This window comes from Pectobacterium sp. PL64, assembly GCF_022477975.1.
GTDB classification, from domain to species: Bacteria; Pseudomonadota; Gammaproteobacteria; order Enterobacterales; family Enterobacteriaceae; genus Pectobacterium; species Pectobacterium jejuense.
Genome location: NZ_CP092070.1, coordinates 572,973 through 587,364 on the forward strand (window position 1 = coordinate 572,973; position 14,392 = coordinate 587,364).

General features: G+C 49.7%; 16 protein-coding genes. 6 read left to right on the forward strand and 10 right to left on the reverse strand.

The features are described from left to right. The first annotated feature begins 69 nt into the window (after window positions 1–69). Together HP572_RS02530 and tilS are read left to right on the forward strand one after the other, a co-directional pair. Complete coding sequence (locus HP572_RS02530; RefSeq protein ID WP_240584704.1) at window positions 70–459, forward strand: VOC family protein; 390 nt, start codon at window positions 70–72, stop codon at window positions 457–459. Then, the gene (tilS, locus tag HP572_RS02535) at window positions 449–1,783 is read left to right on the forward strand and encodes a tRNA lysidine(34) synthetase TilS (RefSeq protein ID WP_240584705.1); all 1,335 of its coding nucleotides are present in this window, start codon (window positions 449–451) and stop codon (window positions 1,781–1,783) included. The genes HP572_RS02530 and tilS overlap by 11 nt, the downstream gene beginning before the upstream one ends. A gap of 130 nt (window positions 1,784–1,913) precedes the next feature. On the opposite strand, the gene rof is transcribed toward tilS, so the two are convergent. Next, on the reverse strand, window positions 1,914–2,174 hold the full coding sequence (gene rof / locus HP572_RS02540; RefSeq protein ID WP_029367608.1) for a Rho-binding antiterminator: 261 nt from the start codon (window positions 2,172–2,174) through the stop codon (window positions 1,914–1,916). Continuing rightward, window positions 2,161–2,361: a YaeP family protein gene (locus tag HP572_RS02545; RefSeq protein ID WP_010285748.1), complete on the reverse strand. Its 201-nt coding sequence runs from the start codon at window positions 2,359–2,361 to the stop codon at window positions 2,161–2,163. The genes rof and HP572_RS02545 overlap by 14 nt, the downstream gene beginning before the upstream one ends. Before the next feature lie 240 nt (window positions 2,362–2,601). On the opposite strand from HP572_RS02545, the gene HP572_RS02550 reads away from it, so the two are divergent. Continuing rightward, window positions 2,602–3,156, forward strand: coding sequence for a YaeQ family protein (locus tag HP572_RS02550; RefSeq protein ID WP_039284068.1), 555 nt, complete (start codon window positions 2,602–2,604; stop codon window positions 3,154–3,156). A 73-nt stretch (window positions 3,157–3,229) separates the two neighbouring features. Then, a complete protein-coding gene (gene nlpE, locus HP572_RS02555; protein WP_080718567.1) occupies window positions 3,230–3,925 on the forward strand; it encodes an envelope stress response activation lipoprotein NlpE in 696 nt (231 codons plus the stop codon). A 71-nt stretch (window positions 3,926–3,996) separates the two neighbouring features. On the opposite strand, the gene mutS is transcribed toward nlpE, so the two are convergent. Then, window positions 3,997–6,561, reverse strand: a complete 2,565-nt coding sequence (gene mutS, locus HP572_RS02560; protein WP_240584706.1) for a DNA mismatch repair protein MutS — start codon at window positions 6,559–6,561, stop codon at window positions 3,997–3,999. Between the two features lie 1,127 nt (window positions 6,562–7,688). On the opposite strand from mutS, the gene HP572_RS02565 reads away from it, so the two are divergent. Next, window positions 7,689–8,384, forward strand: a complete 696-nt coding sequence (locus HP572_RS02565; RefSeq protein ID WP_240584707.1) for a hypothetical protein — start codon at window positions 7,689–7,691, stop codon at window positions 8,382–8,384. Between the two features lie 202 nt (window positions 8,385–8,586). Here HP572_RS02565 and HP572_RS02570 read toward each other — a convergent pair whose 3' ends face one another. Then, window positions 8,587–9,066: an Hcp family type VI secretion system effector gene (locus HP572_RS02570; RefSeq protein WP_039466971.1), complete on the reverse strand. Its 480-nt coding sequence runs from the start codon at window positions 9,064–9,066 to the stop codon at window positions 8,587–8,589. A gap of 213 nt (window positions 9,067–9,279) precedes the next feature. Between HP572_RS02570 and HP572_RS02575 the strand changes: the two genes are divergently transcribed. Further along, the gene (locus HP572_RS02575) at window positions 9,280–9,450 is read left to right on the forward strand and encodes a DUF4225 domain-containing protein (protein WP_240585677.1); all 171 of its coding nucleotides are present in this window, start codon (window positions 9,280–9,282) and stop codon (window positions 9,448–9,450) included. A gap of 14 nt (window positions 9,451–9,464) precedes the next feature. Here the strand turns inward: HP572_RS02575 and HP572_RS02580 are convergent, their stop codons facing one another. The 6 genes from HP572_RS02580 to HP572_RS02605 form a co-directional block, all read right to left on the reverse strand. Beyond that, entirely contained in the window at window positions 9,465–9,809 is a 345-nt protein-coding gene (locus tag HP572_RS02580; protein ID WP_240584708.1) for a hypothetical protein, read from the reverse strand. Then, window positions 9,802–10,143, reverse strand: coding sequence for a hypothetical protein (locus HP572_RS02585; protein ID WP_240584709.1), 342 nt, complete (start codon window positions 10,141–10,143; stop codon window positions 9,802–9,804). The genes HP572_RS02580 and HP572_RS02585 overlap by 8 nt, the downstream gene beginning before the upstream one ends. A 560-nt stretch (window positions 10,144–10,703) precedes the next feature. Further along, complete coding sequence (fecE, locus tag HP572_RS02590; protein WP_240584710.1) at window positions 10,704–11,471, reverse strand: Fe(3+) dicitrate ABC transporter ATP-binding protein FecE; 768 nt, start codon at window positions 11,469–11,471, stop codon at window positions 10,704–10,706. Next, entirely contained in the window at window positions 11,472–12,431 is a 960-nt protein-coding gene (fecD, locus tag HP572_RS02595) for a Fe(3+) dicitrate ABC transporter permease subunit FecD (protein ID WP_240584711.1), read from the reverse strand. Next, window positions 12,431–13,426 (reverse strand): iron-dicitrate ABC transporter permease FecC, encoded by a 996-nt coding sequence (gene fecC / locus HP572_RS02600; RefSeq protein WP_240584712.1) that lies wholly within the window; start codon window positions 13,424–13,426, stop codon window positions 12,431–12,433. The genes fecD and fecC overlap by 1 nt, the downstream gene beginning before the upstream one ends. Continuing rightward, window positions 13,423–14,337 carry a Fe(3+) dicitrate ABC transporter substrate-binding protein FecB gene (locus HP572_RS02605; protein WP_240584713.1) on the reverse strand — a complete coding sequence of 305 codons (915 nt, stop codon included), beginning with the start codon at window positions 14,335–14,337 and terminating at the stop codon, window positions 13,423–13,425. The genes fecC and HP572_RS02605 overlap by 4 nt, the downstream gene beginning before the upstream one ends. Window positions 14,338–14,392 lie beyond the last annotated feature (55 nt).

Below are 14,392 nucleotides of genomic sequence, written 5' to 3' on the forward strand. Positions count from 1 at the left end.
ATTCTGGCGTTACTTTGAAAATCCGTTGTCAGAAATGACAGCGGATTTTTTGCTATGAGGGTTTGAAGCATGCTGAAGCTGCTCGATGTCCATCACATTGCGGTTATTGCCTCTGACTATGAACGCAGCAAGGCGTTTTACTGTGATGTGCTAGGGTTTACGTTGAATAACGAGGTCTACCGCGAAGCGCGGCAGTCGTGGAAAGGGGATCTCTCGCTGAATGGGCGCTATACCATTGAGCTATTTTCTTTCCCTCATCCACCTGCGCGCGTGAGCCGCCCGGAAGCCTGCGGCCTGCGCCACCTGGCCTTTGCGGTGGCTGACATTGAACAGACTGTTACCTCGCTGGAACAGGCTGGCGTTATCTGTGAACCTGTCCGGAGCGATCCTGAAACGCAGCAGCGCTTCACCTTTTTCTCCGATCCTGACGGCTTGCCTTTAGAACTGTATGAGGTCTGATAGCGTGGACCGCACCGAACTTGATGATCGATTGCTTCAGACGATCGCGGCGCAAACAGCCGGATGCGGGTCGATCCTGCTGGCCTACAGTGGTGGTCTGGATTCTAGCGTGCTCTTGCATCTGCTGGTGGCTCTGCGTCAGCGTTCTGGGCTACCCATTCGTGCGGCTTATATTCATCATGGTTTAAATCCGCTGGCCGATAGCTGGGCTGAACATTGTCGTCAGCAGTGTGAACGCTGGCAGGTGCCCTTTGCCTCGCTGTCGGTGACGGTTGAAGCGCAGAACGGCGGTATCGAAGCCGCGGCCAGAACGGCACGTTATCAGGCTTTGCAAGCGCATCTGCAAGACGGGGAAACCTTGCTGACGGCACAGCATCTGGATGATCAGAGCGAAACTTTTTTACTGGCGCTTAAACGCGGCAGCGGGCCTGCCGGATTATCTGCGATGGCGGCGCAAAGTACGCTCGGTCATCATCGTCTTGTGCGTCCGCTGTTAGGCATTTCTCGCTTGCAGCTGGAAGCTTATGCGCAGCGGCATCAGCTTGACTGGATTGAAGACGACAGCAATCAGGACGAACGTTTTGACCGCAATTTTCTACGTCATCAGATCTTACCGCGATTGACGCAGCGCTGGCCGCATTTCTCCTCCGCCGTAGCGCGTAGCGCCGAGCTTTGTGCCGAACAGGAACAGCTGCTAGATGAGTTGCTGGAGGAGTCATTGCAGGCGTTATGCCAGCCGGATGGCGCGCTGTGTATTGACGGTCTGGTGCCGCTAAGTCCGGTACGTCGTTTTGCACTATTGCGTCGCTGGCTGGCGCAGCAAGGGGCGATGATGCCCGCACGTGAACAGCTACAGCGACTCTGGGATGAAGTCGCAATGAGCCGGCAGGATGCAGAACCGGTATTGCAACTGAATCAGATGCAGGTTCGCCGTTTTCGTCAGCATCTCTATCTGCTGCCGCTGATGCCGTCGCTGAAAGATCACATTATCCCGTGGCAGTCGCCGTCATGCCCGTTGTCGCTACCCGATAATCTGGGCACGCTGTCGCTGGCCGATAGCGGTGTGGCGGTTCGCGCGCCGGAAAACGGTGAGTCGGTGAGTATCCGCTTTTCGACCAGTGGAACCGTGCATATTGTCGGCAGAGCCCACGGGCGACAAATCAAGAAACTCTGGCAGGAGCTGGGCGTTCCGCCCTGGTGGCGCGACCGTACGCCGCTGGTATTCTACAACGAGCAACTGATTGCGGCAGTGGGACGATTCGTCACGCGAGAAGGGCAGGTGAGAGAAAACCAGCCTGTATGGCGCATTGTTTGGGAAAAATAGGTTTGGAAAAAATAATCCAGGGGAAAAAGCCTTAAGCTGAGGCAAGCGCTGAAATAAAAACGGACAACCTGCGTTGTCCGTTTGGGAAGCATTGGTTCAGCGTTTGCCGCTGAATGAAAGGAGAAGTCTGTCAGGATTCGCTGACGACGACCTTCCCGATTTCAGGATGACTGAAACTGACGATGTGGTCGAGACGTAGCTCGCGCGTTGTGCCTGAGGCTTCAATCACCAGGTATTCGACCTGCTTACGTGAGATCATATCACTGGCTTTACCGGTCACAACTTCACCATTGCGTAGTTCCAGCGTCAGCGTCAAATTCTGCTGACAGGTGGCTTCCAGGCTGTCGTAATCATCACAGTTGATGGGTTGATATTCATTACTCATTGACATAGTCACTCACCAATAAGTTAGCGGCGGCAAAAGCGGCCTGTTCCCTGACGGAGGATGGCAACGCATCATTCGCGGCAATGCCATCCAGGGTTTTTAAAACACAACCCAGCGAATCGGGTATATAGCCCAGATCGCCACTGGCGATCTCTGCGTATAAGCGACGTACTAATTCACAGTATTCTTGCACTATATCCTCCCTTAAAAGCTTAGCTCGGTAGATATTCATGCATCATCACTAGCTGCGGTGCGCGATGTTGTAAGCCTACGAAGATAAACTCTATTTATCAAACCGACTATAGCATAGGCACTAACAGGATATCAGTAGTCCTTAGAGGCCTAATCTATCGGTTACGTGGCAGATATCACCTTTACTGTGAGGATGGCGCTAACTCAAGTAAACTAGGAGGGAATAAAGACGAGGTTACTGATGGCATTAAAAGCAACGGTTTACAAAGCAGCAATCAATATTGCCGATATGGATCGGAATTTTTTTCACGACGCGAACCTGACGATAGCGCAGCATCCGTCTGAAACCGAGCAGCGTATGATGCTGCGGCTTTTAGCGTGGATTTGCCATGCTGATGAAAACCTGCGTTTTACCAAAGGACTCAGCGCAGATGATGAACCGGAAATCTGGCGACGTAACGATACGATGGAGCTGGAACTGTGGATTGAGCTAGGCCTGCCGGATGAAAAACGGCTCAAGAAAGCCTGCAACCAGTCCCGTGCCGTGGTGTTGTATGCCTATAGCGAGCGCGCGGCACAGGTTTGGTGGAGTGCGATATCGGGCAAGGTCTCTGGGTACAAGAATCTGGCTATCCGTTTTCTGGATGATAATCAGCTGGCTCAGCTTGCCGGACTGGTTCAACGCACGATGTCATTGCAGGCAACGATACAGGACGGCACGATCTGGTTGTCTGACGATAAGAATAGTCTGGAAATAGCATTTTCTGAGTGGAAAATTCCTCAGACTCAGGGATGATAACAGATTGGATATATTCCAGATCGTTGAGTAAGAACGATAAAAACAGGGCAGAGACGGCAGGAAAATAATGATGAAAAAACTGGCTATCGGTGTGCTGTTGATTGCAGGGATTTCTGGGTTGATCGGGTGTCATACCCGCTCGCAAGTTCAGGAAGAACCCCTTAAACCAATGGCACAAAGTTATCGTGGCGTTTTACCCTGCGCGGACTGCGGAGGGATTGACACGTCACTGTTTTTGGAAAAAGACGGGACTTTTGTTCTTCGTGAACAGTATCAAACGACACGAGAGGGCAACAACACGTTCGCGTCCTATGGGCAATGGCGACGTACCGCGGACAAGCTGGTGTTGACGGATAGCGCGGGCGAAAAACGTTACTTCCGCCCGGTTGATAACTCTCTTGAAATGCTGGATCGGGAAGGGTTGCCCATCAATTCTTCGCTTCCTCGCCAACTGACGGCAACCGAGCAGGCATTGCCGGATACACCGATGTCGATGAAGGGGATGTACCGCTATCTGGCGGATGCCGCGACGTTCTCTGACTGCGCAACCGGGAAAACGTTTGTAGTGGCGAGTAATGCCGTGCTGGAAAGGCTGTATCTTCGTACGACGGCGTCGGCAGGTGAACCAGTGCTGGTTTCCTTTACCGCGCATTTTGCCGTGATTCCATCAATGGAAGAAGGTCAGATGGTGAAAGCTGTGGTCCCTAACAGCAGCGATAACGCACGCATGAACGCGCGGGCAAACTGCGATACACAGATAGACTAACGCAGCGTTAAAAAGAAAAGGCACTGATTTCAGTGCCTTTTTTGTATCGATTTGCCTCACTCTAACTCGGGTTAGAGCATTTTCTTTAGCTGATAAAGCCAGTCTAACGCCTGACGCGGCGTGAGCGCATCAGGATCAATGGCTTCCAGCGCTTCAATTGCCGGTGACGGTTCGTCATTGCTCAGCAGCGCCAGCTGCGCGCCATCGATATGGCTGGATGACGCATTATTCGATAGCGTTTCCAGCTCCTTCAGCTTCTGGCGTGCGCGCTTAATCACTTCTTTCGGTACGCCAGCCAGTGCGGCGACGGCAAGGCCATAACTTTTGCTGGCTGCACCATCTTGTACGCTGTGCATGAAGGCGATGGTATCGCCGTGTTCGCGCGCATCTAAATGCACATTCACCACGCCTTCCATTTTCTCCGGCAGAGTGGTTAGTTCAAAGTAGTGCGTTGCAAACAGCGTCATCGCTTTGATGCGGTTCGCCAGATTTTCGGCACAGGCCCAGGCCAGCGACAGGCCGTCATAGGTTGAGGTTCCGCGCCCGATTTCGTCCATCAATACCAGGCTGTTTTCCGTGGCATTATGCAGAATATTCGCCGTTTCTGTCATTTCCACCATAAAGGTAGAGCGGCCGGAGGCCAAGTCGTCGGCGGCACCCACACGAGTGAAAATACGATCGACGGGGCCAATGACCGCCTGATCCGCAGGCACAAAACAGCCGATGTGCGCCATCAGCACAATCAGTGCGGCCTGACGCATATAGGTACTTTTACCGCCCATGTTGGGGCCGGTGATAATCAGCATACGACGCTGTGGTGCTAGCGACAGAGGGTTCGAAATAAACGGCTCACGAAGTACCTGTTCGACAACGGGGTGACGACCGCCCGTAATTTTGATGCCGGGCTTATCACTCAGCGTCGGGCAGACGTAGTTCAGCGTATCGGCACGTTCGGCCAGATTCGTCAGAACGTCCAATTCTGCCAACGCGGCAGCGCTTTGTTGAAGCTCGGCCAGATGAGGCAGCAGCAGATCGAAAAGCTCATCATAGAGTGCTTTTTCCAGCGCCAGCGCTTTGCCTTTCGAGGTCAGAACTTTGTCTTCGTACTCTTTCAGTTCGGGGATGATATAGCGTTCGGCATTTTTTAGCGTCTGGCGGCGTACGTAGTGGATCGGCACCAGATGGCTTTGGCCACGGCTGACCTGAATGTAATAGCCATGTACGCCATTGAAGCCGACTTTCAGCGTATCGAGCCCCAATTTTTCGCGTTCGCGAATTTCCAGACGATCCAGATAATCGCTGGCACCGTCAGCCAGCGCGCGCCACTCATCCAGCTCTGCATGGTAGCCCGGCGCTATCACACCGCCGTCACGTACTAGCACAGGCGGTGCTTCGACAACGGCGCGTTCCAGCAAATCACGTAGCTCATCAAATTGCCCAATCAGGCTGACCAGACGACGAACGGAATCGGTATCCAGTGGCGCAAGCTGCTCACGAATATCGGGGAACTGCTGGAAAGCGTGGCGCATACGCGCCAGATCGCGTGGGCGTGCCGTGCGCAACGCGAGTCGCGCCAGAATACGCTCCAGATCGCCGACCTGTCGCAGAGAGGGTTGCAGAGCGGGCGTGATGTCCTGCAACGCGCTGATAGCCTGCTGGCGTTGTTTAAGCGCATCAATATCGCGGCTGGGCATGTGAATCCAGCGCTTCAGCATCCGGCTGCCCATTGCCGTCACGGTGCAGTCCAGTACGGCGGCCAGCGTATTCTCCACGCCGCCGGACAGATTTTGCGTCAGTTCAAGGTTACGGCGGGTGGCCGCATCCATGATGATGCCGTCCTGCTGGCGCTCCATCGTAATTCCGCGGATATGCGGCAGCGAGGTGCGCTGGGTATCTTTCGCGTATTGCAGCAGGCATCCGGCGGCTCGCAGTGCGAGCTTCGCCTGCTCTACGCCAAAACCGGTCAGATCGCGGGTACCAAACTGCAGATTGAGCTGCTGGCGTGCGGTGTCGGGCTCAAATTCCCACAGCGGACGGCGGCGAAGCCCATGGCGATTTTCGATCAAATCCATGGACTCAAAAGATTCAGGGTAGAGTAATTCTGCTGGATTGGTACGCTGCAATTCGGCCGCCATGGTTTCCCGATCGTCTGGTTCGCTCACGCGAAAGCGTCCTGAGCTGATATCCAGAGTGGCATAACCGAACCCCCGACCGTCCTGCCAGATTGCGGCCAGCAGGTTATCCTGCTTTTCCTGCAATAGCGCTTCGTCGCTGATGGTTCCTGGCGTGACGATACGTACAACTTTGCGTTCTACCGGACCTTTGCTGGTTGCGGGATCGCCAATCTGTTCGCAGATAGCGACGGATTCGCCCATTTGCACCAGTCTGGCAAGGTAGTTTTCAACGGCATGGTGAGGAACGCCTGCCATTGGTATCGGTTCCCCTGCGGAGGCACCGCGCTTCGTCAGCGAGATATCCAGCAGTTGAGAAGCCCGCTTGGCATCGTCATAGAACAGCTCATAAAAATCGCCCATGCGGTAAAACAGCAGGATTTCCGGATGTTCAGCCTTTAACCTAAAGTACTGCTGCATCATGGGAGTGTGGGCAGTGAAATCCTTGTCGGTAGAATCTTTCATATTGATTTTACTCAGTCTTAACGCTTTTGTTCGTTCAGGTGATGGCGCTGGGTTTGATGGTTAACCTTGCTGATGGCACGTCACCTGAGCATTGAAATGGAATGCCAGAAGTATACTGACTGACGGATGAAAAACATCACCCGCGAATGCGCTATCTTACCACTGGTGGCCGTTATTTGGCGTCAGACGACGTTACCAGACTGAGACAGGGATGCGAATGCGATTTTTCCTCTATTACTCAGGCGCGCGAGGCGGCTCGCAAGTTTGCCTGGAAAAGGTATAAGGTCGATAAGGTGAAGGTTAAGTCAAATCGGCGAACAATCAATGTTATTGAGCTTATAATGGGTGACATTTCTGCCTAATGCCGCAGTCAACCATAGGGTAAGATTGCAGTAGCAAAAGAACAACCAACCAAGGGAATGGATGATGGATAAAAGAGCACTAGTCTTAAAATCAGGATTGATTGTCAGGGAGCTACTTCGCCTGAAAAATAATTATGTCTATATCAAAAGCGATGATTTCAAATTTAACACTATAACGAAGAAATCCGAGTCCTTTGCAGACTATGTTTTTATAGTTACACGTTTATGCAGGGAAACAATGTACCTTCCGGTCTTCATGAGCCTATTTTTTCTGTTTATGATTTTTATAAAAATGGAAATGTAGTTGCAAGTTTAACAGTGTTTTTTATTCTTTTTTCTATAATTATTTTTTGCGTTTTAAAAGTTGAGAGTAATTGTTATAGTATACGCATGATTACGGTTGTAAAGTTAATTGCATTTAAGATTTCATTATAGATAGTGAATGGTTTTACCTAGGTGTGAGTTTTTTTACTATTAATTTAGTTGTCAGCCATGATAAAAGTAGTGCTATTAATACAAGGGAGGTAATTAATGAATCTAAAGACGAATTAATTATGTTAAATGGGTTGGTTAGCTTTGCAATAAATAAGTAAATCTTTTCAGGTGTGTATTTAAATACTAGCTCAAATAAAAAAATTATATATATCACGCTAATTATTAAAAATAAAATTGTTTTTTTCACTTTATCCATTCTTCTTATTTTCCTCAACATAAGGTATCATTTTAAGTAAAAGGATTTTAAAGTCAAATTTTATGAGGTACGGGATGACTATTGCTTATCTGAAACAAAAAATGCAGGCAGACCGAATTATTGCGTTGAAAATTGAGAATGCACTTGTGGAAATTAAGCAGGATCTTAGGGAAACTGCGGATACCTTATATTCTGGAGTAGAAAGAGTAAGTTGGTATGGTTCTTGTCTTTTCGATGATTATAAAGATGTTTGTCGGCAGTTAAGGAAAGAAGATTACAGAATGCTTATTGCTGTTAAGCAGGTGTATCTAAGAGATGATGTTGTTCTTGATATGGTTGAGATTTTTTTCAAAAAAAAGCTAATAAGAATAAGCGAGGAAAAACAAAATAGTATTTTACAGGAGATTGCAAAAAAAATAGCTGAACACGCCTCCATTAAATTTAGCAAATTATCCCTTGCTTATGTAATCGCTAAAATAGTCAGAACATCGAGAGATTTTAATGATTCACATACCAAAATTATTAATAAAGGTAGTCTGGCTGTTGTACAGGTGGGAAGTTTTTATGGAAAAATGCAAAAAGCAGCGATGGCAGCAAGAAGATTAAAAAATATAGAGCCAGAGTATTATTGGGAGTTATATAATGAAAAAATCGAGTCATTGTATTTTTTAATTGAACCTGAAATGTCAAAAATAATATACATGACCAACTCCGGTTATTATAATGAAGATGATGTCATTTATTTACTAAACCAGGTTTTAAAAAAATGAAATGGATTGTTGAATGGTTAGGTCAGTCTTTTTTTTATTTTGTACCTGTTGTCGCCATTGTTTTAGGCGGTGTTTTTTTTGTTAGTTTTTTTCCAAACTGCGGATTCTATCTTACCGTTATATGGGTGTTTATTGTTGTTTTTTTATATGTGAAATATTCTAAATGGTATTAGCAATGTTTAGAATATTTCACTGTCAGATGCTAGTATTTTACTGTTTCCCATAAAATGTAAGAACTGGTTCTTGCTACTACATGCTCCCATTCGATTGATGCAAATTTAAAAGAAATGCTTTCATGAGGTTGAACCTCATTATGTGTTAATGAATTCGGATAATGAAATTGTATACCTGTAATAACTGCATCTCTCAGCACCATTTTAAAGTAGAGCTCGTTGCCACCGGATTGGGACGTTCTGTAAAACAGAAATTCACAGGTTAGCTTTTCGTTATCGCTTAATGCCTGAGCCAGAAGTGGGGTGGCTTTATCTATTGGCTTTCTTATTTCGACGGGATACAAAGAAACATTATCTTGTCTTGTTATCTGGTTCATTAACTCATAAACAAAAATTTCATCTTCATGAGAAGCCTGATATTTGTTGCCGATAGAGTCTGCACTTGAACAGCCCGCAGAGATAAGACCTTGTTTGATGCCAGTGAGTTTTAGATAGATCAAATTTGCCATTATTTACTCCTTCATGTTGTCCATAATCCTGCCCCATAAATCCTTTTTTCTTATGGGAGGGGTAATTTCTGCATTTTTTAGCAAATGAGTCAATAGCCGTTATCGTACAATATGTATGATTTAAATGGTTGTTTATATTATAATTATCGTGATTATTATTTGTGTGAATGTTAATTTTTTATAAAAGGCGAACCGAGAATGTGATTCATCAGCATCGTAAAATTAACACAAAAACCCGATGCCTGGCGGCTTTTTCGATATATTCCCAGCGATTATTATAGAAAAATAAATACGATGCGCAGAGCATCTTTGATGTTGAAGATGGTTGGGGCTGGAAATAAGATACGAATAATGTCTGATATATATAAAGATGACTCTCTTTAAGATAATGGGCTAGATTAGCCCGTTTTTCCTTTTTTCTTTAGATAGGAGTAGCATTTGTATGCTAAGTTCATTGGGATAAGATAATATATAGGTAAAGTGAAAAATATCGTAAATATAAAATGAACCAATACTTCCACTCCATCATTGGAGATATTAAACATGGCATTGATAATAAATGAAGAAATAAGAATCGCTAATATGAAAAAACCATTGAAAAATGCCTTTTTCAGTGAGCGTGTTAACATCGATAAGGTTTCCTCACTATTACCTCCACGAGAAATTAATTTTTTCATTTTAGTAATATCGTTTTGTGTGAAACCATTCTCTAAGAGTTCCTTTTCTGTCTCTTGGTCATTCATGTTCCTTCTCCTTTATTAGTCTATATGATTTATATGCCAATTTCATTGGTCCTATGTGATAAACTAAGAAAAGAGAAAGCATCATGACAAAAAAATAAACAAAGAATTCAACTGAATCAACCGGTGTATTAAAAATAAAATTAATGGTAAATGCAGAGGTTATAACAATAAACAAAAAGCATCCATTATAGAACCGTGCTCGTAATGTATGAGTCAAGTTTTGTAGTGTCTCTTCACTATCCTCACCACGAGAGATTATTTTTCTCATAAAGTTAATATCGTTCTGAGTGAAGCCATTCTCTAAGAGTTCTCTTTCCATTTCCTGATCATTCATTTTTTATCCCGACTTTATTGTGTTTGATAGGGCGTAGAGACATTTTAACACTATCGTCCATAAATACTTTTTCCTTATGGGAGGGTAATTTCTGCATTTTTTAATCAATGAGTCAATAGCGGTTATCGTATGGTGTATATCACTTGCCATGCTTGATTCTTGAAGTGATTAATACGCTAATTATTTTTAATTTAAATAATGATAATGAGAGGGCAGGGGGGCTATACAACTCTTTATATTGATTTTGGGCTGATTTGTCAGTGTGAAAAAGATAAGTGGGGTCGGTTTCCCACAGTAGTCTGGGTGCGCGAGGCCGATCATTCTTTTGCCAAAGTATGACATGATGCCTCGCGCTGATTCCTTATTCTGCGCGTGATTCAATGGCCTGAACTTTTTGCCAGCTAGGCAGTTTTTTCAGCCGCTATGAATAGCGCTGAATATTCGAGAATCGTTCTCCGGTAACGAGCTGTTCTACGACGGTATTAATAACGAAGCCCAGCATAATATCCGCACCACTCAACTTATTGCCCACGAATGCTGGATAAAAATATGACCCGCTATCACCGCACCACACACATCGGTTGGCCTGAGACTGGCTCTGCGTGGATCTCCGCATCAATGCTGAACACCTGCTGGAGTAATGCCGGTTTCATGACCTCGTGCGGTGAACCCTGCGCCATCACACGCCCGCCAGCCAGCATCACCAGATGATCGCAGTAGCGGCTGGCCTGATTCAGATCGTGCAGCACGGCCACCACCGTTTTGCCAGCCCGATTCAGTTCACGTAGCAGCTTCATTAACTCGACCTGATGATTGATATCGAGGTAGGTTGTCGGCTCATCGAGCAGGACGACGGGCGTATCCTGCGCCAGCAGCATCGCCAGAAATGCCCGCTGGCGCTGTCCACCGGATAAATCGGTTAACCGTTTGTCGGCGAGGTCGACGATGTGCGTTTTCTCCATCGCGAGCTGCACGCGCTGGCGATCGTCCTGCGATAACCGTCCCCACAGTGACAGCCAGGGGCTACGCCCGTAGGCTACCATGTCACGCACGGTGATCCCCTCTGGTGTCAAATGCTGCTGCGGTAACAGTGCCAGATGGCGCGAGAGCTGGCGGGCAGAGAACGCAGAGAGCGGCTTGCCGTTGAGCTGAATAGCGCCGGATTCCGGGGTAAGTAGCTTGGCGAAACACTTTAGCAGCGTTGATTTACCGCAGCCGTTAGGGCCGAGCAGGGCGGTAATTTTTCCGGCGGGTAGCGACAGCGACAGACCGTCAAGAATACGCTTGTCGCCATAGCCCGCCGTCAGGTTTTGTGTTGTCAGTTCCATTTAGCGCATTCTCACAAGAAGCCAAAAAAACCAGGGCGCGCCGATAATGGCAGTGAGCACCCCTGCGGGTAATTCCATCGGCGGGTTCAGCGTGCGCGCCAGCAGATCGGCAAGCAGCAATACCAGCGAACCGGCAGCGGCAGACGTTGGGAGGAGCCAGCGATGCCGTCCTCCCACCAGATAGCGGATCAGATGCGGCACCACGAGGCTGATAAAGCCGATAGGCCCGCACACGGCCACGCTGGTTGCGGCGAGTGCGACGGCAAGTGCTAATCCCCAAAACTGAATGCGCCCGATATTCACGCCCAGCGTGCTGGCGCGGTCGTCGCCCAGTGCTAACAAATCCAGATCGCGGCAAAAGCGCAGACTGAGCGGAATGAGTACGCTGAGAACGGGCAGTGCGACCATGACGAATGACCAGTCCCGTCCCCACAGGCTACCCGTCAGCCACAGTAGCGCGTTGTTGATATCCTGCGGGCGGGAGAGAATCATGTAATCGGTGACGCTTGCCCAGGTGGCAGATAGCGCGACGCCGATGAGCGCCAGCCGCATTGGGGATGATGTTCCTGCAATCAGTCTCAGCAGCAGTAACCCAGCTATGCCCCCGATAAACGCGAGCAGCGGCAGCCAAATCACCGGCAGCGCAGGCACCAGCATCAGCGCGCCGACGGTCGCCAGACTCGCCGCGTGGTTCACGCCGAGAATATCCGGTGATGCCAGCGGGTTACGCACAATCCCTTGCACCAGCACGCCGGAAATAGCCAGTGCCGTGCCGACAAACAGCGCCAGCAGCACACGCGGCAAACGGTATTGAGTCAGTACATAATGATGTTCGCTGGTGCTGTGCCAGCCGCCCATCAACGCCGACCACGGCAGCGGAATCGCGCCCATGCGCAGCGACAGAATGCTGGTGGCGAGTAACAGCAGCGTAATCGAGATGAACACAATAACGGGGCGCATTATCCTCGCCTCCTTGCCAACCACACGAAACAGGGAGCGCCGATTAGCGCCAGTACCGCGCCAGCAGGCAGTTCGCCCGGCCAGGCGAGCGCACGGGCAAGCAGATCGGCCAGTAACATAAACGCCGCGCCCATCAGCATGCTCATGGGGAGCAGCTTTCTTTGGTCGTAACCGATCCAGAAACGCGCCAGATGCGGTATTAACAGGCCGATAAACGCTACCGGACCGGCCACGCTGACGCAGGCCCCCACCAGAAGTAGCACCGCCAGATTGAGGATCAGGCGCAGTCTGCCTAAGTTGACGCCCAGCGTATGGGCGCTGACGTCACCGATGTTCAACAGATTAAGCTGGTTAGCCAGCAGCAGGACAACGGGAGTGACGGTGATGACAAACGGGAAGAGTTGCCAGAATTCCACCCAGCGCGCATGCGATACGCCGCCCGCCAGCCAATAAAAAATGCCGTAGGCGTGATCTTCCGCCAGCAGGAGCGTAATCCGTGTTAAGGCCATGCACAGGGCGGAAAGCGCGACGCCCGCCAGAATCAGCCGATTGCGATCGAGCGTTTGTCGCCAGCCGCCACCCGCTGCCATCACTATCAGCCAGCACAGACCGCCGCCGCAGGCGGCAACAAAGGCGATAGGGTAGCCGGAGAGTGAAGAACTGAATGCGCTGGTCAGTGCCATCGCTAGCGCTGCGCCGCTGTTGATGCCGAGCAGAGAAGGAGAAGCCAGAGGATTATGGGTCAAGGTCTGAAGCAGGGAACCGGACAATGCCAGACTGGCGCCGATCAGGACGGCAACCAGACTGCGTGGCAGGCGCAGGTTCAGCACCAGTGCCTCGGGTAGTGAAGAGGACGATCCCGTTACCAGCGCTTTGACGGCACTCAAGGCGGGAATGGGGATCGCGGAATAACAGAACAGGCTAAGCCAAAACACGCCCAGCAGTGCCGCTATCGGTAATCCCCAACGCCAAAATGGGTGAAAACCTTGCCTCATTGCTCGCTGCTGACGCTAACGGGCTGATGCTTAAAAATCTTCACCGTATCGCTGCCGATGCGTTCCGCTGCAAAAATGCCGCGCATCCGCGCCCAGGCATTGCTATCAACGGCGGCAATCTGCTGTTTTTGCTGCGCTTCCAACAGGTTCCAGAGCGTATCCTGCTGCCAACGTTTCACGATACTTTCTTCGCGATAGTGCGTCACAATCAGCCACTGTGGGTTAATCGCCAGCAACTGCTCCAGATTGATGGAAGCCATCGGGGCGTTGTTGATGGGTTTCGGGACGCTTAGGCCGAGTGCGGCCAGCACGCTGCCAGTGTAAGCGTCGCTGGAATACAGGTTAAACTGCTGCTCACGCGAGGTACCGAAGACCACGTTCGTCCCTTTGGGAAGCTGTGCGGCGTAGGCTTTCATCGTCTCGCGATGCTGGGCCAGACGAGCCTGCATCGCGCTGTCTTTCCCCAGTACTTTGCCGATGATCTCCGCAGAGTGCAGGTTTTCTTCATAGGTTTCGTTGCGCGACTTCAGCAGCAGCACCGGTGCAATCGCTTTCAGCGCCGCGTAAATACCGCTATGGCGGCTGCTGTCGGCGATAATCAAATCAGGTTTCAGTGCGCTGATGGCTTCCAGGCTCGGCTGTGCGCGTGTGCCTACGGAATGCCAGGGTTTAAGGTGCTCGCGGACCTCCGCCAGGATCCGATCTGGATCGTTGTCATCGGCGATCCCGACTGGGCTGACGTCTATCGCTGCCAGCGCATCGGCAAAAGACAGTTCCAGCACCACAATGCGCTGAGGCGGCGTGTCGAGCGTAAAGGAACCTTGTTCATCCTGCACTGTTACCGCATTGGCGCGGCCCAGTCCGAACAGACAAAGTGTTGCAATCAGTGCAATGCGAATTAGTGCAAACATAGCGTAACTCCGTTCTTAGTCACGATCGTTAGTCAGGCCGGGCAGGTGCCCGGCG

What these genes read in the sequence shown, in the direction of transcription:
- HP572_RS02530 (WP_240584704.1), top strand. Translation starts at nt 70, where the DNA reads ATGCTGAAGCTGCTCGATGTCCATCACATTGCGGTTATTGCCTCTGAC.
- fecD (WP_240584711.1), bottom strand. Translation starts at nt 12,431, where the DNA reads ATGCGCCCCGTTATTGTGTTCATCTCGATTACGCTGCTGTTACTCGCC.
- HP572_RS02570 (WP_039466971.1), bottom strand. Translation starts at nt 9,066, where the DNA reads ATGGCAAATTTGATCTATCTAAAACTCACTGGCATCAAACAAGGTCTT.
- HP572_RS02565 (WP_240584707.1), top strand. Translation starts at nt 7,689, where the DNA reads ATGACTATTGCTTATCTGAAACAAAAAATGCAGGCAGACCGAATTATT.
- HP572_RS02605 (WP_240584713.1), bottom strand. Translation starts at nt 14,337, where the DNA reads ATGTTTGCACTAATTCGCATTGCACTGATTGCAACACTTTGTCTGTTC.
- HP572_RS02580 (WP_240584708.1), bottom strand. Translation starts at nt 9,809, where the DNA reads ATGAATGACCAAGAGACAGAAAAGGAACTCTTAGAGAATGGTTTCACA.
- nlpE (WP_080718567.1), top strand. Translation starts at nt 3,230, where the DNA reads ATGAAAAAACTGGCTATCGGTGTGCTGTTGATTGCAGGGATTTCTGGG.
- rof (WP_029367608.1), bottom strand. Translation starts at nt 2,174, where the DNA reads ATGTCAATGAGTAATGAATATCAACCCATCAACTGTGATGATTACGAC.
- mutS (WP_240584706.1), bottom strand. Translation starts at nt 6,561, where the DNA reads ATGAAAGATTCTACCGACAAGGATTTCACTGCCCACACTCCCATGATG.
- fecC (WP_240584712.1), bottom strand. Translation starts at nt 13,426, where the DNA reads ATGAGGCAAGGTTTTCACCCATTTTGGCGTTGGGGATTACCGATAGCG.
- HP572_RS02585 (WP_240584709.1), bottom strand. Translation starts at nt 10,143, where the DNA reads ATGAATGATCAGGAAATGGAAAGAGAACTCTTAGAGAATGGCTTCACT.
- HP572_RS02550 (WP_039284068.1), top strand. Translation starts at nt 2,602, where the DNA reads ATGGCATTAAAAGCAACGGTTTACAAAGCAGCAATCAATATTGCCGAT.
- tilS (WP_240584705.1), top strand. Translation starts at nt 449, where the DNA reads ATGAGGTCTGATAGCGTGGACCGCACCGAACTTGATGATCGATTGCTT.
- fecE (WP_240584710.1), bottom strand. Translation starts at nt 11,471, where the DNA reads ATGGAACTGACAACACAAAACCTGACGGCGGGCTATGGCGACAAGCGT.